Source organism: Xenorhabdus siamensis, from assembly GCF_037996745.1.
In the GTDB taxonomy this organism is placed as follows: domain Bacteria; phylum Pseudomonadota; class Gammaproteobacteria; order Enterobacterales; family Enterobacteriaceae; genus Xenorhabdus; species Xenorhabdus indica.
Map to the genome: position 1 here is coordinate 117,395 of NZ_JBBMXE010000020.1, position 20,152 is coordinate 137,546.

A 20,152-nucleotide genomic window follows, 5' to 3' on the forward strand; every position below is an offset into this window, starting at 1 on the left:
GTGATGAATAACGATGTTAGTGGCCTCTTTCATCCTTATTTTATGTTGTGGAGAGTTTGGTTGAGACAGGAAGCCCGAACAACCATGTCAATAAAGTTGAAATGACAAAAGCCAGCGCAGTACCAATAAGCGCACCCCATACCGTATTATTGATACCTGTTGGTGGAATAAGTTGAGTAAGGGTAAGAATATTAACCAGCCCTAATGAATAGGCAGCACTTTGGTAATAACCAACCACTGAACCGCCAATTGCGCCAGCAACACAGCCAAAAATAAATGGGCGTCGATAAGGCAGGGTCACACCATAAACCGCAGGCTCAGTAATGCCAAATATCCCGGTGGTTACAGCCGAGCCAGATAACATTTTCAATTTAGCATCGCGGGTACGCAGAAACACACCAAAGGCCGCTCCTGTTTGTCCTATCACTGCGGGGAGTATCAAAGGCATTAACGTATCGTAGCCAACAGTAGTTAAATTATTGATGAAAATAGGAACCAATCCCCAATGCAGACCAAAAATAACACAAATTTGCCATATTCCTCCTGTAATCATCCCTGCCAGTACCGGAGCGAATCCATAAGCAATTTGGTAACCTTGAGCCAGCAACTGGCTTAACCAAGTCGCTGTTGGTCCAATGACAAGAAATGTAAGAGGAACAATCAACATAAGACAAACAAGGGGGATAATGAAATTCTTGATTGCAGCAGGAAGATGAGCATCTAATGCCTTTTCAACCTTACAGTTTGCCCAAGAGGCCAGAATAATCGGGATCACTGAAGAACTGTAGTTCAGGAAGGAGAGTGGAATACCCATGAAATATTCAGTTGTACCACCAGCTACCGTCGATGTTTGAAAGGCAGAGATAATCATGGGATGAACTAACGCACCACCAATACCCATCGAAATAAAGGGATTACCACCGAATTTCTTACCTGCTGTATAACCAAGCACCAGCGGAAAAAAGTAGAACAGAGAATCGCTGGCAGCATACCAAACATGATAAGTACCACTGTCGGGAGACATCCATTTCAGAGTAACAGTAACTGCAAGCAATCCTTTTAAAATACCCGCCGCCGCCATAACACCCAAAAATGGGGTGAAAACACTGGAAACTATATCAATGAAATGGTTAAAAAGGTTGTCTTTCTTATTAGCTGAGACTGTTGTGGCTTCTATCTTATCAGGAGGAGTTAGCGCTTGTTGAATTGCCTGATAAACTTCACTCACTTCATTACCAATAACTACCTGAAACTGCCCCCCACTTTCAATAACTGTCATAACTTCTGACTGAGCTTTTAGCTTACCAATATCAGTAAGTGCCCTATCCCGCAGTTTAAATCGCAGCCGGGTTGCACAGTGGATAAGACTGATAATATTCTCTTGCCCGCCGACATCCGCAATAATTTCCTGAGCCAGTAGTTGGTACTTCATGCTATTTCCCCATTTTTCCATTAGATAGACTGGGAAGTGCAAAACGGTGAATTTTATTCAGGCAAAAAAAACTGACAATCCTCCCTTGCATACCATGCGGGGAATTCTTGTCAGGTGTCATATCCTAAAGATTTTCAAGTGATGCAGCCAACAAAAAACTGCAACTTGAACGACAACAGGTATACTTCCTGTTACCATTAAAAGCAGTAATAATCCACTTTCTGATATTAGTTGCTTTTAGTTATTACTCAAATTTAGAATAATAGAAATGTGACTGTGATCGCGAAGCTCTATTCATAGAGACTTATTAACCGATGATATTGAGCAGTCTAAGATCCAACTTCGACTCCCATCCCTGCCTCTGTCCAGCCTGAAAAGCCTTTTTTAAAACGGCTGGCACGAATACCTTTAGCACGCAATAGTTCAAGGGCATTAGCAGAAAGAACACAATAAGGCCCACGACAATAGGCGATAATATCCTGACGGGAAGGCAGCTCATCCAGCCTGTTTTCCAGTTCATCAACAGGGATATTGATAGCATTGGGTAAATGACCTTGCTCAAATTCCTCTTTGGGTCTGACATCCAGCAAGAATGTGCTTTTTTCCTTGATTCTCTCCAACAACTCATCCCATGAAATCGCTTCCTGATTATTCGTATCATCAATTAATCTGCGCATTTCTGCCCGGTTAAATTCGGCATATCTCTGGATGGCTGTAACGATATCCATAATCGGCCCTTCCCCCAAGCGATAAAACACATTTTTGCCGACCTTACGGGATCGAAGCAGCCCCGCACGTTTCAAATGTTGGAGATGCTGGGAAGTATTGGCAATGGACAGACCGGAAAGCTCCGATAGGTTTTCCACGGATTGTTCCGTATCAGTCAGACATTCAATCAATATTAGCCGATGAATATTTCCCAGTACTTTAGCAATTTCTGCTATCTCAACGAGAATTTGTTTATCAAACATTGACTTTATACTTCCGTCATCATTAAACTCAATAAATTAATTGATTATCATATTATCAGACTTTTTCTATCATTTCGAGTATTTGCTGATTGATTAACCATTAGGGATACCTTATAGATTTCAAGATGCAGCTAACAAAGCGGCAACTCGAAAGACGACGGGTATAACCATAATTTGGAGCTTAAAAACTGATGAATGAAGGACTGGTGTTTATTGTTTATTCTGCATTGATTGGTGGTGGAGCAACAGTCGTCATGGATCTTTGGGCTGTTTTTATAAAACGTTATTTCGGTATTTCCTCATTAAACTACAGTATGGTGGGACGCTGGATTGGGCACATACCCAAAGGAAAATTTATTCATACAAGTATGTTACAGGCCGAACCTGTAAAAGGTGAGAGGGGAATTGGCTGGTTCTTTCACTATCTTATTGGCATCATTTTTGCTGGTATTCTATTACTCATGTGGGGATTAGAGTGGGCAAATAATCCAACTTTTTTGCCAGCATTAAGTATCAGTTTAGTGACGTTAGTTGCTCCTTTTTTTATTATGCAGCCCTGCATGGGAATGGGGATAGCCGCATCCAAAACACCCACACCTAATACATTAAGGCTAAAGAGCTTGATGGCACATACATCTTATGGTATTGGTCTGTATTTAACCGCGCTTTTTTTAACATTATTTTCTTGATATTATTTTTTAGGAGTTGTTTATATCAAACTGAATAAATTGCGAATTACAGCATGTAAATAATTTCTAAGCGTTCAGATCAATCCATAGTAGGCCATCAAGTTCTATGATACTGTTTTTGTTAAAAAAATATGTCCATTACAACCTGAAACTACGGAATATTTATTTTTAGCAGGGTTAACTTTATCGTGAATATAAATAAAATTAACCCCTGTCCTGTCTCAACATATTAAATTGGAATTTTTTAGGAATTTCCAATAGTTAGAAATAGATTCAATCAAAAAGTTAATACTCTGCAAAAGTATTCAACTATAAAGTTATAGATTTTATTTATGACCACGCATCATAATATTTCAACAATCGTTCTTTTATCTTATCGTTGTAATAAGAGAAAGCGATAACCTCCGGGGGCGGAGTAAAATTAGGATGAAGAGAGTGAATGAAACTTTCGTAACGCTGTAACAACCCTTCTTGAATTATAGGTGTCCAATTTGGCTTGATATCCCAGAGACATTCATACCCTACACCAAGCATCTGTGAAGTGGTTTCTTTGGCTGTCACGTCACGGGAAAGCCCAGCTAACGGCGCCCGTATTGGGGTGAAATAACTAAGATCGATATCCGTATTTGCATTCCCATAGATAGCATTGGCAACATAATCAGCTAACAAGGGAGATTGATGTAAACCATCCCGGTACGTTCCCGTCACCAGCCAAAGCCCATTCATTCCGCATTCACCAATAAGAGGAAATCCATCAGCCGATATTGGTCTATTTCCCACTTGAATCGAGATGATTTCAGAAGAATATAAATTTATATTGAGTTGTTCTACAGCACAATCAAGTAAGAATTGAACATCCGATACAGTTGCTTGAGTTCGGGGATCGTTTTTTAGAATATTAGTTGCACCAATATATAGAATACCGTCATTTCTTGGCACGCAATGCAATCCACATGCAAAAGCACGATTTGGTGTTCGAATTACGGACTGTGGTAGTTCCACCCCTTCTGGCAGCTTAAGTAATATGGAAACACCGTTACCTGAAAATAATGGCGGGATTCGTTTTTTGATATCTGGCATGTCAGTAAGGATGTCTAACGAGTAAACACCCGCAGCTATAATGACTTTATTAGCTGAAATTGTTTTTCCATCTTCAAGCTCAACACCAGTAACTCTTCCATTTTCCGATAAAACGCGCTTAGCATTTTTCGAAATGAGTGTTCCTCCTTCGGCCAAAAATGCAGAATCTAATACTTTGAGTAGTAAATGAGAATTCACGGCGTGTTCATCGGGAATATAAAGACTCATTAACGGCCGGACAAGTTCGTTAGGCTTTAACCAAGTGATTTGTTTAGGGGGGATCTTTTCATATGGTTCATTATAAGATATTAGCATCTTCTCGATTGCATCATAATTAGCACTATCGATCTCATCAGTTCCAGCGGTGTTAAGAATAACATGTGTACCTTGTGCGGTAAAAAGTGATTGATGATTACCAGATGAAACAGCTAGTCTTTTTGCCCATTGCGGCCACCTTTTCTTGGCATTGAAATCCATACTGACTTTCAATTTTCCATGCTGGCTTGCAACTAAACCTGTTGTGACCTCACCGAAGCAACCATTCATGGCGCCTGCTGCATTAGAGGCTGCATTACTTCTATCAAGACGACCAATACGACAAACTGTATATTTTCTGCTGGCTAATTCGTAGGCAATTGAACTGGAGATTGCACCTGAGCCTACAACGATTACATCGTATTTCATGGTATTGCTCCTTTTTAAATTTCCCATTTAAGGGTTTGAAAAAGCCAATTATTTATGTGTTTCGTATGGCAATAGAAATGACTTATTTTTTGATAATCATCTCTATAGATCTATCAAAAATAAAATATTAAATTTATAAATTGAATAATATATTCATATAAATTTATGTCAACTTGATATTTTATATATTCAGACTGTATCAAATTATCATAACATACTAAAATTAAATAGATATTCATAAAATAAACTTTATACCCATACAATTATATGAATAAAATACTAACTTTATTATATATAATTATTCAATTTATTAATTTAATATAATGAAGAATTATTCTTTCTTATACTATTAAGATCGAGGAAAATTTATGAATAAAATTTTTTCTGACAAAAATCTTAATAACGTCATCCAAAAACATGGAGTCACTTTCAAGAGAGCTGTGGCTCGCAGTTTTTCGCGCTTAGATAGACGTTTCAGGGCACATGATGGATGGTTATTAGGAGATAAGATTTACATAAAAAATCTTTACGAAGCTAAAAATGAGGAAAAAATTTCATCTGACATGATAGAGATGCTAGAGGATATTGAAGTGATCTTTTCACTTCTAGACAACAAGAACCTATCTGAAAATAATAAATTCGGCATTATCAATAACTTAATTAATGCAGAAACCAATGAGCCAGATAAAAAGAAGCCAATAGATTCGGAGTATTTTTCTGGATTTATTGACGAAAAAAAGGGGGGCAATTTTTGGTTCAAACGAGAAGATTTGGTCAAACAAGTTATCCATATTTTAGGTGATTACTATGGAGCAACAGATTTGAATCACACAGAAATAGATAAAAATCGAGGATTACATGAACCAACATTATCCCTTGCCACCAATTACGGTTTTTTCCCAACCCCAATCGAAGTTGCACGTTGGATTATTACAAAGGCCGAACTAACTAACGAGCCAGATTCCCATCGCTTAACAGTACTTGAACCAAGCGCAGGGCTAGGAAACCTTGCTAAGCTCGCTGTAGATGCTGGTTGTATTGTTGATTGTATTGAAGTGCATACTGAAAGATGTATAGAACTGGAGAATACCCAACTCTTCCGGCACATTATAAATGCGGATTTTATCACGATCGAACCTAACCAAGAAAAGCTATATGATCGAATAATAATGAATCCGCCATTTGAAGAAGAGCGAGATATCGATCATGTGGTACATGCGTTGAAATTCCTCAAGAGCAACGGCTTACTTGTTTCTATTATGTCACCAGGTACTGAATTTCGTAATCAGAGGAAATCAAAAGAGTTTAGAGCGCTAATGAAAAGTTTGAATGCCAAGTGGATTGATCTTCCCGAAGATTCATTCGTCAGTGTTGGGTCGCACAGTAATACTATTCTTCTGAAAGTTTGGAAAGATGGTAGATAGTTACATCTGTTGTAGTTTTTTCATTTTAAGAAAGAAAAACCGAATTCTTTGATACCTAGCGCTGCATTGATGGATGTCAGCGCTATCACTTTAAATTATAAATATTCATTTATTGTCTAATATAAACTCACTTAAGGTAATCTCATTGAAAATCTAACATCACGCGGTATCAGTGAAAGCAAGGCAAAGATAGCCAAAATTAAACCAATCCATAATGGCGATATTAATCCATATCCGGCACCAATACTTAATCCTCCAGCCCACGCAATAAATGCCAGCCCACTGTTAATGACCGAAACATGGACACTGTTGACCAAAGGTCCAGCATTTGCTACTCGCATCACACGTGTAATCATTGCCGGGCTCATGAGAACTCCCACAAGACCAATCACTAAAAAGGCAATGACGCTTATATAGCGACTTTCTGGGAAAAGCGCGAATATCAGTAACGATATAGCCAGTATGCTAATTCCGATAGTCATTACCAAGAAGGTATGCTGATCCGCAAAACGACCAGTAATCGAATTGCCAATGACATTCGCAATACCGTAAAGGCCGAGTAATATAGGCACAACAGCAGGCAATAACCCTGTAACTTCAGTTAAAATTACAGAAATGTAGCTGAAAGCGGCATAAGATGCCCCGATAATGAGAGCACTTGTACCATAAGCCGCCCAGAGTTTTCCATTTCTGAATGATGCAAGTTGCTCACCAATACGGACATCCGAAGTATTACGAGAAACAGGCACTAGCCTCCATACAATCAAAGCGCAAATGATAGTGAATACAACAACCAACCAAAAACTCAAACGCCAGCCCAAATGCTGATCGATCACAGTTGCTGCGGGTACACCTAAAACGGTTGCCAACATCATGCCACTGAGGACAATTGATGAAGCCCTTCCCCGCATTTCCGTTCTGACGACTTCACCACAGACAGCTAAAGAGATACCTATACAAGCAGAGCCTGCAACACCAGTGATAACACGGGCGATAGCCATAGCCTGATAACTTCCGGCAGTTGCAGCGATCACACCTCCAACACTATAGATTGCCAATAACCAAAGTAGAGCCTGCTTGTTAGGAACTCGTAGCGTAACAAATAATGCGGTTAATATCGGTCCACCGACCACCATTCCGATAGCGTAGAGTGAAATCAGGTAGCCAATATCTGCAACAGTGACGCCAAACACACCGGTTAACGATGGCATCATGCCAACAACCATAAACTCAGAGGTGGTCAGTATGAATATCGTCAGTCCGAGCAAATAGATGGAGATAGGGATATCACGCGGTTTTTGTGAAGCTATTCCCGATGAGGTAGTTGGGTTTACCCTCTCTGATTGCATTTTATTCATGGCCAGGCTCTCCTAATTCAACAGTATTTCGGTTTGTAAATAGAGTCGCCAACAGTGCAGCAATGACATAAATAACAGCAGCCGTTCCGAACGCCCATACATAACCAACAATAACTTCTACTTGTGTTGCGGCCACAGCCATTAGTGCTGAGAGGCCTATGGTTGGGCCAAGCTCCATGGCAGTATTCATGACTCCACCAGCCAGGCCCGCATGATGTTGTGGAACATTCACAGTGGAAAGTACGGCAGAACCCGAAAAAACCAGTGAAATACCTACTGCTACAAGAATCAAACTGGGCAATAAACCCACAAAGTAAGTTGTATTTTCGTCAAGACTAACTAACAATCCAAATCCTACTGCAGCGATGAGTAACCCTAAGTTTGTCAACCGTACTGCACCTATGCGACTAACTAAATGTGTTGTCATTTGTCCCGTTACGATAAGAGCAACAGCAAATGGTAAGAATGCTGCCGCTGTCATAAGTGGTGTCCATCCTAGCTCTCGCTGCAAGTAAAGGGATAAAACAAAATTGATAACACCTGATCCTGCAGCAGCGAGAAACATACCGAACAATCCGATGAATCGAGAGCGTTCGAAAACAAATCCGGGAGGAAGAAGTGGCTCACGAACAAAACGTTCGATCACTGCAAAGGCAATTAACAAACTGAGGCCTGTTAGCAGCGGAAGTAGTACGGCTGATGATGTCCACGGGTGATCACCCGTTAATATCAAACCATAACTGCTTAAGGAAATGCCGAAAGTAGCAAATATCGCACCAACCAGATCTAATTTCGACCTATGATGAATCTCGTCCATGCCTGCCGGAAGTAAGCCACGAGTGCTGATCAAGCCTATGAGTGAAACAAGGACAGGAACAGCGAACATCCATCGCCAAGAAATCCACGTTGTTGCTATACCGGAAATAATAAATCCCAGGACAGCCCCCAAAACAGAAACACCTCCCCATATAGTCATTGCCCGGGCAAAAGCCCCATGCTCTGGGAACAAAGTACGCAATACAGCCATTGCAGCAGGTGCTGTCAAGGCCCCGCCAACTCCTTGAGCAAAACGCATGGCAACAAGCACTTCGAAAGAGGGAGCAAAGCCAGCTATAACAGAAGATATACCAAAGATGAGTAAGCCAACAGCAAACATTCTTCGTCCCTGAAACCTGTCTGCCAACTGTCCACCAAAAAGTAGCAGGCCACTGAATGGAAGCCCGTAGGCGGCAAGAACTAAAAGCAAATCAGCAGATGTGAGGTTGAATTCTATTGCTATTTTTGGCAGCGGTACTGTGATGAGTGCTATGGTAAAGATCAGCGTGGATTGAACGATTGCCAAGATAGTAAATGCCAGACGTTGAGCATGTTGGAACGACTCTTTCTGCGGCTTTTCATTATCCTTAGCGGCTATATTGCTAGATGGCATTATATAATCTCCTGCTCGATATGATATATCAAGAGCACATTTTAATATCATTCAATTTAATAATTGAATAACATAGTAATGTGAATTCAAATCTTCGTCAACATACAAAAATCCTTTTTCATTTAGTTTAAGAATCAATAAAACATATATTGATAGCAATAATGAGGCTAATTAATATTAATTATTTTAGATTATATCGTCATGAAATGGTTAACCCGATAGCAAGGCTCCGGCTCAGAACTGCGGCAAGAAAGAAATAACACATTATTATTTATTGGCATTATAGAGATGCTGGTTCCTGTTTTACGTTTTTTTGCAATCGCCATTTTATATTAACTTCAGCTCTGTTTAAGAAGAACTGAAGTTAAAAAAACATCATAAGCAGTTAAGCTGCAACCATTTTTCAGCATCAAGAGCCGCCATACACCCTGAACCTGCGGATGTTATTGCCTGACGATATTTATTATCAGCAACATCTCCTGCTGCAAATACGCCTGAGATTGATGTCATTGTTTCAAGGTGATGACTCTTACCATTCACAACAATATATCCATCATTCAGTTCTAATTTATTCTGCAAAAATTTTGTGTTAGGAGTATGACCAATAGCCATAAAACAACCACCTATTGGAAGATCACATAATATGTCATCAATTTTATTTATTAAGGCAAGTCCCTTGAATTGACCCTGATACTCTATATACCCTTTTACCTCTGTATTCCAGAGAATATCAATCTTACCTTGCTTGACCTTAGCCATTAGCCTGTCCTGTAAGATTTTTTCAGCTTTTAGCTGATCGCGTCTGTGAATGAGAAAAACCCGTCTTGCTATATTAGAAAGATACAATGCCTCTTCAACGGCGGTATTACCGCCACCTATTACCGCCACATCCTGGCCTTTAAAGAAAAAACCATCGCAAGTCGCACAGGCAGAAAGCCCCTGACCATATAATTTATTTTCACCAGGTAGATTCAAATAACGCGCTGTTGAACCTGTTGCAATAATAATACTTTCTGCCTGGTATTCGTTTTTCTCCCCTGAAACTAAGAAAGGCCTAGAATCAAAATCAATTGAAACTATATGGTCATGAATTATTTCTGAAATAAATTCTTTTGCGTGATTATCCATTCTTAGCATCAATTCAGGGCCTGTTGTTCCCCCGGCTCTCCCGGCCAGTTTTCAACATCAGAGGTATTCATTAGTTGCCCTCCCACTTCCAAGCCGGAGACAACAATAGGAGAAAGACCCGCCCTAGCCGCATATATCGCCGCTGTATACCCAGCAGGACCAGTTCCTATAATGAGTACTTTCGTATAAAAAGACATTAAATGCTCCTTGGGTTACCAGTTAACAGCATAATGATAATATTGGCTTAGGCATTAGAGGAGACAGGCTCCTTACACCGCAAATATCATCCAACCTGAACTACAAATTCTGAGAAACCATATCCTTAAATTGTGATAACGAAGCGACCCCAATAAGAGAATCAACAGGCAATCCATCTTTATACACTAACGTTGTTGGTATGCTGCGAATACCATATTTCATAGCAATATCATAGGCTTCATCAATATTAACTTCTGCGAAAGTGGCACTCGCTTTCATGTCGTTTGATAACTGGCTAAATGTTGGTGCAACTGCACGACACGGCCCGCACCACGGTGCCCAAAATCTGACAACGCAGATCCCTTTAGTATTGACTACACTATCAAAATTCTTTTCAGTTAATTCAATTAATGTATTCATATTGAATCCTTAGTTATGCGCAAGGTAATGACTAACTTAACTTAACTTATCTAACATAATATTCAATTATTATATTGAATATATAAAAACAATCAACCGTTCTTTTCCTATCAAAGAACAAGATTTTTTATTGATTAATAACAATTAGTTATAAAAAACCAAAACAAATTACATCCAAAAATGCTAAGAACGCCAGACAGATGCAATAGCTAAAATGTTTAACCCCTGAATGACCTTTGATCAGTAGTAAACAATCACTAATAGGGTATTTTCATATGTTTATTATCCAAAACACAAGTCAGAAATAATTAACAATATGTTGATAGATAATGTTTTTTATTCTCACACCCATACATTTTAGGTTTCCGAAGAGTAGCCATTGATATAATATAAATTTTAAATAGAATAATTGAATATTGTAGTAAAATAGTGAGTATCAGCCCCAATAAAAAGCATCCATACCCAACAGATTTCGAATTGCTTCATAGCTGTATGGGAGCACTACCAACTAAAAAGGCAATTGGAAAATGAAGGAGATAGGTACAAGATTAAGGATGGAAAACATGAGTAAGATACAAACTGTAAATGAACAAATTCATACTTTTTCTGATGCCATCTGCACTATGGCTCAAGCTTCATCTGATGTCGCCTCTGCCTTTGAGAAACTTTACACAACAACATTAATTGATGGAAAAATAAGCCATAAAATTAAAGAGTTAATTGCAATAGCAATCGCAATAACCTCAGGCTCTGAGGAATCACTTAGAAACCACATTCGTTCAGGTATAGCAAGTGGATTAACGCTAGAAGAGCTCGTTGAGGGAATTAACGTAGCAATATTGATGAAAGGTGAAAATGCTTTTATTTATAGTGCAAAAGCATTAACTCTGTATGACATTGAGAAAAGCAGTGAACGCTAAAAATCAATATTACTTATTGAGCCCTATCCTTATGAAACAAATCCCATTGAAAACAATGGGGTTTGTCAGTGATTAAAATAATTTTAAACCTAATTTAAGTAAAACTATCACATCATTCCCTTACTTATCATCTTCCCGTGGTGTTTTGCAACATATCCTACAGGTATAGAAAAGAATACAGAATTCAAATGAATTTAAAAACTCAATCGCTGTTTGTGAAACAGTCAATAAAAATTTGTTATATCAGGGCAGGAATCAACCTGAAAAATTTTACATCCGTCCTCATTGAAGGCGCTTAATTTCTCATTCAAATATGTCATGTTATTAGTTATGAAAATTCATCTAACGTTAGCACAAAAAATCCAGGCAGATCATGTTTACTATCCCAAGAATGATTAAATAGCTGCATCGTTAGGATTTCACATATAAGAAACCAATAGGCGTTCCTTATAAATTTATTTAATCTCTAAAAACAGTCTTAACTTATTAATCCCTATCAATGTGAACCTTTAAAAACGTTCCTTTAATCTGTTATTTTGAATATTTTTCGTGATTCATATCACGAATTAAAAATATTTTTACATATCGTGAAACGCTTTTATTTCAAATCAGATAAGTAGTTAGAGATCTCCATTTTTTATATAAAAAATTGTTAACCTTATATCATTATTTGATAACATAGAGTGTTATCAAAATGTTTTTTTGTGTAAAAATGAATCGAAGAATAAAATTTAATACCTTACCAGAATTAATTTACACTCAAAAAAACATTAATTTTCATAAAGTTAAAAACAATCTATATAATGCAACAATAGTAAACTTTATTTACATTTTAAGAAAAACAAATACAAGTGGGTTCTTTATTAAAAAGCTTGACTGCATTATCAGCAATTCTTTATTTCAAAAATAAAAATTTACTTATTAATCAAACACAGGGGATAATGCATGCAAAACTTTCTCAAAGTATTACAAGAATCCGGATTAAAAACCTCTATTTCTTCCAAATTATTTAAATCAGAAAATAAAAATTCAGAAATCGAGTTATCTCAACTGAAAAAACAGATCAGTGAAATGCTTCGAAATAGATTACCTTTAAACATTACGACTCCCATAACTCTACAAAAAGATATTATTGAAGAAAAACACTTCCCATTAACAGATATTCAATATGCTTATTTAATTGGACGTAATCCTGGATTAGAATTAGGAGGATTAACTAGCTGTTTATATAAAGAGTTAGATATTAAATCATTAGATATCAATTCATTAAATTGTGCATTGAACAAAATCATTGAATATCATCCTATGTTGAGGGCAACATTGTCTTTAGACGGACAACAACAGATCTTACCTATTCCATTGAATTACACCATTCCTATTCAGGATATTAGCGAATACACTGCATCAGAAAAAAAACAAATACTGTTAAATATTCGTCAGGAAATGGAAAAACAATTATTACCTCTTGATAAAACACCTACATTCGATATACGCGCAACAATAATTAATGACGATATGACTCGTTTACATATTTATTTTGACCTTATGTTTGTGGATCTGCATAGCACCCACTTGATATTGCGTGATTGGTGGCATGTTTATCAAGGTTATGAGTTACCGATATTAACCACTAATATGAATTTTCACACTTATATAAACTCAGAGCGTTACCTGCAAGGGGAATCACAAGGGCTACGTGATAAAGACTATTGGGAAAAACAGTTGGATATTTTACCACAACCGCCAGAGCTACCATTGAAAACGATTCCTGAATTAATTTCTTCCCCTTTGCTCAAACGTTACAGCCGGAAAATTACGACTGAAACATTACAAGCTCTCAGACAAAAAGCAGAATCACGTCAATTAACTCTGGAAACCGTGTTTCTCGGCATGTATGCAGAAGTCCTACGTCAATGGTCGGAACACCAAATTTTTACACTAACTATCACTCAATTTGGACGGCGTCCCTATTTTGATGACATTGAAAATGTTGTCGGTAATTTTATTCAACCCATGTTGCTTGGAATACAGGGAACAAAAGAAGAAAGCCTCAATGATCGTTTGGTACAGATCCAAACTGATTTGATGATGAATCGCTGGCATTCTTCTTACAATGGTATCCAGGTTCTTAGAGAGCTGACCCGCCGAAAGCATCACAACCGAGCAGCAACAGCTCCCATAGTCTTCAGCAATACCCTGACAGCCAATTTAGATGATGTAGTGACAGAGATCAGCTGGGAGGATGCTATCCAGACTTACAGCAGTAATCAAACGCCACAAGTCTGGTTAGAGAACCAACTGGTTCGCGTTGATGGTTTTGTTCAAATTAACTGGAACACTATCTGTGAATTGTTCCCTGATGGGATGGCAGAAGCCATGCTGGATGCCTATCTGACACTGATTGAAACTTGTGCAGAAGATGATGCCTTATGGGATAAAAATACATCATTGGTGAAGTTACCCGCGTCAGATATGACAGAACGGGAAAACGCTAATGCAACAGATACAACATTCGATATCAAATTGCTACATGAAATGGTTTTGCAGGCAGCCGCAAAATGTCCGGATGAAGTCGCTCTAATTCAGGGAGAAAAACAAATTACTTATGCAGAAATGATTAACAAAGCCGGCTCAATAACCCAACAACTTCAATCTGCGACCAAAATTTATCCCAATGATATTGTCGCTGTCTCCTTGCCACAAGGCCCTGAGTTGGTAATCGGATTGCTCGCTGTTCTTATGTCAGGTGCTGCCTACGTAGCCATCGATCCCCAACTCCCTGCTGAACGTCGAATGAATTTGATTACTCGTTGTTTAGCCAAAGGCATTATCACTGCTAGCACAGTGTTTGACCATAATGAGTTTTCGGGTCTGCCCCGGATTAATCTGGACAAATGTCCTATGGATAACTCAATGGATATTACACATTGGTCTTCTATGCCTTCAGTACAGGGACCTGATGATCTGGCATATGTTATTTTTACTTCCGGTTCAACCGGAGAACCGAAAGGTGTCATGGCTTCCCACCGTAATGCAGCAAATACTGTGTTTGATATAAATCACAAATTCCACGTTACAGAAAAAGATGCGGTATTATCTGTCGCACCTGCGGGGTTCGACTTGTCTGTTTATGATTATTTCGGACTACTGGGAGTAGGAGGAAAAGTTATTTTTTCTATCCCAGAGACAGCCAATGATCCGAAAGTCTGGCTGGAAATTCTCATCAAACATCAGATTACTATCTGGGATAGTGTTCCTGCCCCCATGAAAATATTGGTAGACAGAAACGGCTCTGCACTTGCCGAGAGCAAATTGAGGCTCATCCTCATGAGCGGAGACTGGATACCTGTTGATCTGCCTGGGCGCATCCGTGAAACGTTGCCAAATGCGGCAATAATCAGCCTGGGTGGAGCTACCGAAGGCTCCATCTGGTCAATACATTATCCCATTGAGAAGATCAATCAAAACTGGAAAAGCATTCCTTATGGTAAGCCATTAGCAAATCAGACTTTTCATGTTCTAAATAGTTGGCTTCTTCCCTGCCCCAAATGGGTAACCGGAGAACTCTACATTGGTGGAGTTGGCGTGACCCAAGGTTATTTGGGCGATGCAGAAAAAACCTCACTTCGCTTTATTACTCACCCCACCACAAGTGAACGACTGTACAAAACGGGAGATTTAGGACGATATATTGAAGATGGTCTGATAGAGATTTTAGGGCGTGAAGATAATCAAGTAAAAATTAATGGATATCGCATTGAATTAGGTGAAATTGAAGCCTGCCTCCTGAATCATGAAAATGTCAGCCATGTTGTCATTGACGCCCCGGTTCATGCCAAAACCGGACAACGGCACATCGTCGCCTATGTTGTCCCTGAGAATGCAGAAACATTAAATGCCCCAGACTATTTTCAGGAACAGTTACGGGAAATTGCCCAAAAAACGTTGCCCTCTTATATGGTGCCTAATTACTATGTCGTATTACCTCATATGCCATTAACCAGTAATGGAAAAATTGATCGTAAGGCGCTGCCAATCCCTTGGTCTGGTAACGAAGAACACGCTGATACTCCAGTCAAACCCGCCAATGAGACAGAAACAATCATCCTGAAACTCTGGCAGGCCCAGCTCCAACATGATGATTTTGATGTCACCGATGGCTTCTTTGATGTTGGTGGGGATTCACTGCATGCGGTTGGTTTACTTAGTGCACTGCGACAAGAATTTAATATTACGCCAGCCAGCGAACAGGACATCATCGAAGGCCTGTTCATGAATTCCAATATTCAGTCTTTCTCTCGCATTATCAAAACAATTGTTCAATCTCAAACGGAGAATGACTTATGAGCAAGGCGTACGATTATATCGTGGTAGGAGGAGGTTCAGCAGGGTGTGTAGTAGCATCACGCCTCTCCGAAAATAGTACTAAGTCCGTGCTATTAATTGAAGCGGGTCACGAATCTGACGTACACAACCCTGCCAGCCCACTCAGGGATGCGTCAAGGCTCGTGCTGGAAGGATATAACTGGGATTATGAAGCCAATGTACGCGATGATGAGCGCTTCTCTGAACTCGTTCACCCTCTCGCTTTCCCACAAAATGACAAACAACAAGATCGCAAGCATAAGAAACGTAAGCCATTCAATTATCGGGCGGGAAAAGTGCTTGGCGGTTCTTCCGCTGTCAACGGCGCCATTGCTCTGAGAGGATTTCCGAGCGATTTTGATAAATGGGCTCAAATGGGTTGCCCAAACTGGTCTTGGGAGCAGGTACTGCCGTGGTTTAAGCATCTGGAGAATGACATCGATTGTATCGGTGATGATAACCATGGTTCACAGGGACCGATGTGTCTGCGCAGGCCTTCAAACAGTGAGATCCACCCACTGGATATGGCATTTTCTCGTGCCTGCGAACAATCTGGTGTGCCTTATGTTGATGATCTCAATGTCGGTGAAGGCCCCGCAGTCGGCCCAGTGCCCGCGAATGTTATTCATGGTGCAGAAAGAGTCGATGTTTATCGTTCCTATCTTGAACCAATCCTGCATAGAAAAAATCTGCATGTGATGGCTGATGCACTCGCCACACAGATAATTTTTAACGGCACTGCCGCTTCAGGGGTGAAGATTATTCAATCAGGGAAAGAATTGGTTCACTGGAGCAGGCAAATCGTACTTTGTGCCGGAGCAATTGGCTCAGCAACATTGTTGCAGCGTTCAGGTGTCGGTGATCCAGAACATCTGAACACGTTAGATGTCCCTGTTATTGCTCAAGTACCAGCCGTTGGCAGAAATCTGACTGATCATGCATCTGTGGTACTTTGGGCACTTCCCAAAGCAGGTGTTTGTACAACCGGCCTGCCATGGCGGCAAATTGCTGCCCGTATCAGCAGTGGTCACGACGAAAAAGTCGATGTACAAATCGGCTTACTGAACAACGTTGCCAGCAACACTGTACCGGGATTCAGAGACCGGGTGACTTATCCAATGTTGGTTGGGGCTTCTGTAATGTTAATGCGCCCGGAAATTCAAGGTCGGGTCTTCATCAGTTCCAAGACTCCGACAGTATTGCCCCAAATTGATCTTCCATTAGCCCGTACCCCATCAGATATTGCACGTCTTATCGGAGGGGTGCGTAAGATTTGGGAAATTTTACGTTCTCCAGAAGTGGATGCTTTCCTTGATGGAATACAATTTTGGTCTGACTCAATGATTTATAACGACACAATCATGAGCAGTGCAATAAAAAACCTTGTCAATCCGGGTTGGCATGCGTCCGGAACACTCAGAATGGGTATCTGTGGAGATCCTGATAGCGCCACACACGAAGATGGTCGGGTGCATGGCATTACTGGTGTCACAGTCGCTGATGCTTCCCTATTTCCCACCATTCCCTCCATGCCCACTAATCTGACAACCATCATGACCGCTGAACGCATTGTCAGTTTCCTTATAAAGAGAGAATCCACCGGTGACAGGAGGACAGATGGACACTAATTGCAGGCGGGTCATTTACGCCTTCCCACATGCGGGAGCAACAACAGCGATTTATCGCCCTTGGCTGAATGATCTCATGACAACCCAATCTGCGATCTTACAGCCTGTCGCGATACCCGGCCGTGGTCATTTGGCTAAAGAGCCTGCCATCCACGATCTCGATTTACTGATTAAGCGCTTATCATCAGATATCTGGGCCGACTTTCAGCAGAAAAAGGCCCAGGAAAATACCGAATGGATAACCTTTGGTCATAGTTTTGGTGGTGTGCTGAGTATCGCTGTGGGGCAAGAGATAATGAAAAACTATGGGACTTCTCCCCTGTTTGGTGTGGTATCCAGCTCTGTTCCACCTCACCTCCAACTGAAAGATGAACGGCATAAATGGACTAATGAACAATTGATTCAGAAAACCAAAGAGGATCAAGGAACACCTGAAGCAATATTGAACGAACCTGCACTGATAAAACCAATCATTCGTCAATTACGTAGTGATTACCTGATCCGCAGCCAATTTTCTCAACTCGACAATATACAGGTGAATTACCCACTAATACTGATTTCCGCGACCCAAGACATTGATGTCACTTTGGAAGAGATGAAAGCCTGGAAAAACTACACCTCTAACGATATTTCACTCATCAATATTGAAGGGGATCATTTTGCTGTATACCGACACTGGAACACTATCAAGCAAATACTACTGAGCAATGAATGAACTGATAAAAAATCAGGAGTGAATATGCGTATTGAAGCTGATGATTTTAATAATTATAGGAAATTTTGCCGTGAATTTCTTGAGCGTGAAATCGTACCTGAACATCAGATATGGGAGGAAAACGGACTGGTCGAGCGCACTTTTTGGGAGAAATTAGGTCAGTCAGGTTTATTAGGTATGAGTGTCAGTCCTGAGTTTGGAGGACTGGGAAAAAGCGATTATCGGTTTGCGGTAATTCTGACAGAAGAGCTCATCAAAGCTGGTGTCACTGTACCGGGGATCGTTGCTCACAATGATATTGTTGCCAGCTATATTTTTGCTCTCGGTAATCAGGAACAGAAAAAACAGTGGCTGCCAGAATTATGTAATGGAAAACGGGTTGCAGCTATCGCCATGACAGAACCAAGTGGTGGTTCCAATACCGCAGATATCAAAACCGTGGCTAAACGTCAGGGTAATTACTATCTTGTCAATGGCAGTAAAACCTATATCACCAATGGCATTAATGCAGATTTAATTATTGTAGCTGTAAAAACAGAACAAGGGAAACAGGGGCAAGGGATCAGCTTGCTGGCGATAGAACGGGATATGCCTGGGTTCTCCAGAGGTGAACCATTAAAGAAAATTGGCTGGAATGGCAGCGACACGGCTGAACTTTTTTTCCATGACTGCAAAGTCTCCGTTAATAATCTAATCGGCCGTGAGAACCTCGGCAACTATTACTTCATGTCAGCAATGCCCCGCGAACGTCTCAGTATCTCAACCGTAGCAGTAGCCAGTGCAGAACATATATTGCAGAGCACACTGGAATATGTGAAAGAAAGGACAGCCTTCAATCAACCAATCGGTTCCTTTCAATATAACCGTTTTGTTCTCGCACAATTAGATACCGAAGTAAAAATTGCCCGTATCTATCTTGATAACGCCGTTGCTCTCTTTAACCAAGGGCTTTTCAGTTTAGTAGATGCAGCCCGCATCAAATGGTGGACTACCGAACTTCAAATGAAAGTGGCTGATCGCTGCCTGCAATTACACGGCGGGTTGGGTTACATGCGCGACTCTACTGTTGGTAAGAATTGGCTAAATAGCCGTGCCCAAACCATTTACGGAGGAACCAGCGAAGTGCTGCAAGAAATCATTAGCAAATCACTTGGACTTTAAAACGCAGTGATATTCCTTTGGATAAATCAACATCATTAATATATTCATATGAGAGGTTATGTTATGGCAAATAATGAAATACCAACCTTATTTGAATGGATGGGAGGACGTGAGGCTCTCATGAAACTCATGACCCATTTTTACGCTAAGGTTGAAAAAGATGAGTTACTCGCCCCATTGTTCAAAAACATGAAATCCGATCACCCTGGTCATGTCGCCATGTGGCTGGAAGAAGTACTCGGTGGAGAAAAACGCTATACCAATGAACGTGGTGGTTTTAAGGTCATGTTAAACCGTCACAGAGGCAGAAGCATTCAACCAGAACAAAGGAAAAGATGGGTAGAGCTGCTGATGCAGTCTGCTGATGAAATCGGTTTACCCTCTGATCCTGAGTTTCGTGCGGCGTTTGCAAGTTATATCGAATGGGGTTCGCGCAGGGCAGAAGCCAATTCCCAACCCAACGCAGCTCCTTCACGTCGTGAAACTGTACCCAATTGGGGTTGGGGTGAAGCACCTCCTGGAACCCCCTGATTCTTTAGGAACCTTAGAA

The 20,152-nt window shown here is 40.3% G+C and carries 13 protein-coding genes and 2 pseudogenes; 8 read left to right on the forward strand and 7 right to left on the reverse strand.

Annotated features, from left to right (window positions below; translation table 11 throughout):
- Positions 1-67: 67 nt before the first annotated feature.
- Positions 68-1,432: pseudogene (locus AAC852_RS18685) on the reverse strand (PTS transporter subunit EIIC); the annotation flags it as partial.
- Positions 1,433-1,761: 329 nt separating this feature from the next.
- The gene (locus AAC852_RS18690) at positions 1,762-2,403 is read right to left on the reverse strand and encodes an ArsR/SmtB family transcription factor (protein WP_340622287.1); all 642 of its coding nucleotides are present in this window, start codon (positions 2,401-2,403) and stop codon (positions 1,762-1,764) included.
- A gap of 191 nt (positions 2,404-2,594) precedes the next feature.
- On the opposite strand from AAC852_RS18690, the gene AAC852_RS18695 reads away from it, so the two are divergent.
- The gene (locus AAC852_RS18695) at positions 2,595-3,092 is read left to right on the forward strand and encodes a DUF2938 domain-containing protein (RefSeq protein ID WP_340622288.1); all 498 of its coding nucleotides are present in this window, start codon (positions 2,595-2,597) and stop codon (positions 3,090-3,092) included.
- A 330-nt stretch (positions 3,093-3,422) separates the two neighbouring features.
- Here AAC852_RS18695 and AAC852_RS18700 read toward each other — a convergent pair whose 3' ends face one another.
- Positions 3,423-4,856, reverse strand: a complete 1,434-nt coding sequence (locus AAC852_RS18700) for an NAD(P)/FAD-dependent oxidoreductase (protein ID WP_340622289.1) — start codon at positions 4,854-4,856, stop codon at positions 3,423-3,425.
- A gap of 368 nt (positions 4,857-5,224) precedes the next feature.
- Here AAC852_RS18700 and AAC852_RS18705 point away from each other — a divergent pair, with 368 nt between their 5' ends.
- Positions 5,225-6,280 carry a DUF4942 domain-containing protein gene (locus AAC852_RS18705; protein ID WP_340622290.1) on the forward strand — a complete coding sequence of 352 codons (1,056 nt, stop codon included), beginning with the start codon at positions 5,225-5,227 and terminating at the stop codon, positions 6,278-6,280.
- A gap of 131 nt (positions 6,281-6,411) precedes the next feature.
- Here AAC852_RS18705 and AAC852_RS18710 read toward each other — a convergent pair whose 3' ends face one another.
- The 4 genes and pseudogenes from AAC852_RS18710 to trxA form a co-directional block, all read right to left on the reverse strand.
- A complete protein-coding gene (locus AAC852_RS18710; RefSeq protein WP_340622291.1) occupies positions 6,412-7,638 on the reverse strand; it encodes an MFS transporter in 1,227 nt (408 codons plus the stop codon).
- Positions 7,631-9,067 (reverse strand): MFS transporter, encoded by a 1,437-nt coding sequence (locus tag AAC852_RS18715; protein WP_340622292.1) that lies wholly within the window; start codon positions 9,065-9,067, stop codon positions 7,631-7,633. Before AAC852_RS18715 ends, AAC852_RS18710 begins: the two co-directional genes overlap by 8 nt.
- A gap of 375 nt (positions 9,068-9,442) precedes the next feature.
- Positions 9,443-10,392: pseudogene (trxB, locus tag AAC852_RS18720) on the reverse strand (thioredoxin-disulfide reductase).
- 100 nt (positions 10,393-10,492) lie between these two features.
- Positions 10,493-10,813 carry a thioredoxin gene (gene trxA / locus AAC852_RS18725; protein ID WP_047679118.1) on the reverse strand — a complete coding sequence of 107 codons (321 nt, stop codon included), beginning with the start codon at positions 10,811-10,813 and terminating at the stop codon, positions 10,493-10,495.
- A 563-nt stretch (positions 10,814-11,376) separates the two neighbouring features.
- Here trxA and AAC852_RS18730 point away from each other — a divergent pair.
- From AAC852_RS18730 to AAC852_RS18755, 6 genes are all read left to right on the forward strand, one after another.
- A complete protein-coding gene (locus tag AAC852_RS18730; protein WP_340622293.1) occupies positions 11,377-11,733 on the forward strand; it encodes a carboxymuconolactone decarboxylase family protein in 357 nt (118 codons plus the stop codon).
- Positions 11,734-12,678: 945 nt separating this feature from the next.
- Positions 12,679-16,080: a non-ribosomal peptide synthetase gene (locus AAC852_RS18735; RefSeq protein WP_340622294.1), complete on the forward strand. Its 3,402-nt coding sequence runs from the start codon at positions 12,679-12,681 to the stop codon at positions 16,078-16,080.
- Positions 16,077-17,726, forward strand: coding sequence for a GMC family oxidoreductase (locus AAC852_RS18740; protein WP_340622295.1), 1,650 nt, complete (start codon positions 16,077-16,079; stop codon positions 17,724-17,726). The genes AAC852_RS18735 and AAC852_RS18740 overlap by 4 nt, the downstream gene beginning before the upstream one ends.
- Complete coding sequence (locus AAC852_RS18745) at positions 17,716-18,441, forward strand: thioesterase II family protein (protein ID WP_187649727.1); 726 nt, start codon at positions 17,716-17,718, stop codon at positions 18,439-18,441. Before AAC852_RS18740 ends, AAC852_RS18745 begins: the two co-directional genes overlap by 11 nt.
- Before the next feature lie 24 nt (positions 18,442-18,465).
- A complete protein-coding gene (locus tag AAC852_RS18750) occupies positions 18,466-19,602 on the forward strand; it encodes an acyl-CoA dehydrogenase family protein (RefSeq protein ID WP_340622296.1) in 1,137 nt (378 codons plus the stop codon).
- Between the two features lie 63 nt (positions 19,603-19,665).
- A complete protein-coding gene (locus AAC852_RS18755) occupies positions 19,666-20,133 on the forward strand; it encodes a group II truncated hemoglobin (RefSeq protein WP_340622297.1) in 468 nt (155 codons plus the stop codon).
- Positions 20,134-20,152: the final 19 nt, after the last annotated feature.

What these genes read in the sequence shown, in the direction of transcription:
- AAC852_RS18705 (WP_340622290.1), top strand. Translation starts at nt 5,225, where the DNA reads ATGAATAAAATTTTTTCTGACAAAAATCTTAATAACGTCATCCAAAAA.
- AAC852_RS18755 (WP_340622297.1), top strand. Translation starts at nt 19,666, where the DNA reads ATGGCAAATAATGAAATACCAACCTTATTTGAATGGATGGGAGGACGT.
- AAC852_RS18745 (WP_187649727.1), top strand. Translation starts at nt 17,716, where the DNA reads ATGGACACTAATTGCAGGCGGGTCATTTACGCCTTCCCACATGCGGGA.
- AAC852_RS18690 (WP_340622287.1), bottom strand. Translation starts at nt 2,403, where the DNA reads ATGTTTGATAAACAAATTCTCGTTGAGATAGCAGAAATTGCTAAAGTA.
- AAC852_RS18740 (WP_340622295.1), top strand. Translation starts at nt 16,077, where the DNA reads ATGAGCAAGGCGTACGATTATATCGTGGTAGGAGGAGGTTCAGCAGGG.
- AAC852_RS18715 (WP_340622292.1), bottom strand. Translation starts at nt 9,067, where the DNA reads ATGCCATCTAGCAATATAGCCGCTAAGGATAATGAAAAGCCGCAGAAA.
- trxA (WP_047679118.1), bottom strand. Translation starts at nt 10,813, where the DNA reads ATGAATACATTAATTGAATTAACTGAAAAGAATTTTGATAGTGTAGTC.
- AAC852_RS18735 (WP_340622294.1), top strand. Translation starts at nt 12,679, where the DNA reads ATGCAAAACTTTCTCAAAGTATTACAAGAATCCGGATTAAAAACCTCT.
- AAC852_RS18730 (WP_340622293.1), top strand. Translation starts at nt 11,377, where the DNA reads ATGAGTAAGATACAAACTGTAAATGAACAAATTCATACTTTTTCTGAT.
- AAC852_RS18695 (WP_340622288.1), top strand. Translation starts at nt 2,595, where the DNA reads ATGAATGAAGGACTGGTGTTTATTGTTTATTCTGCATTGATTGGTGGT.
- AAC852_RS18710 (WP_340622291.1), bottom strand. Translation starts at nt 7,638, where the DNA reads ATGAATAAAATGCAATCAGAGAGGGTAAACCCAACTACCTCATCGGGA.
- AAC852_RS18700 (WP_340622289.1), bottom strand. Translation starts at nt 4,856, where the DNA reads ATGAAATACGATGTAATCGTTGTAGGCTCAGGTGCAATCTCCAGTTCA.
- AAC852_RS18750 (WP_340622296.1), top strand. Translation starts at nt 18,466, where the DNA reads ATGCGTATTGAAGCTGATGATTTTAATAATTATAGGAAATTTTGCCGT.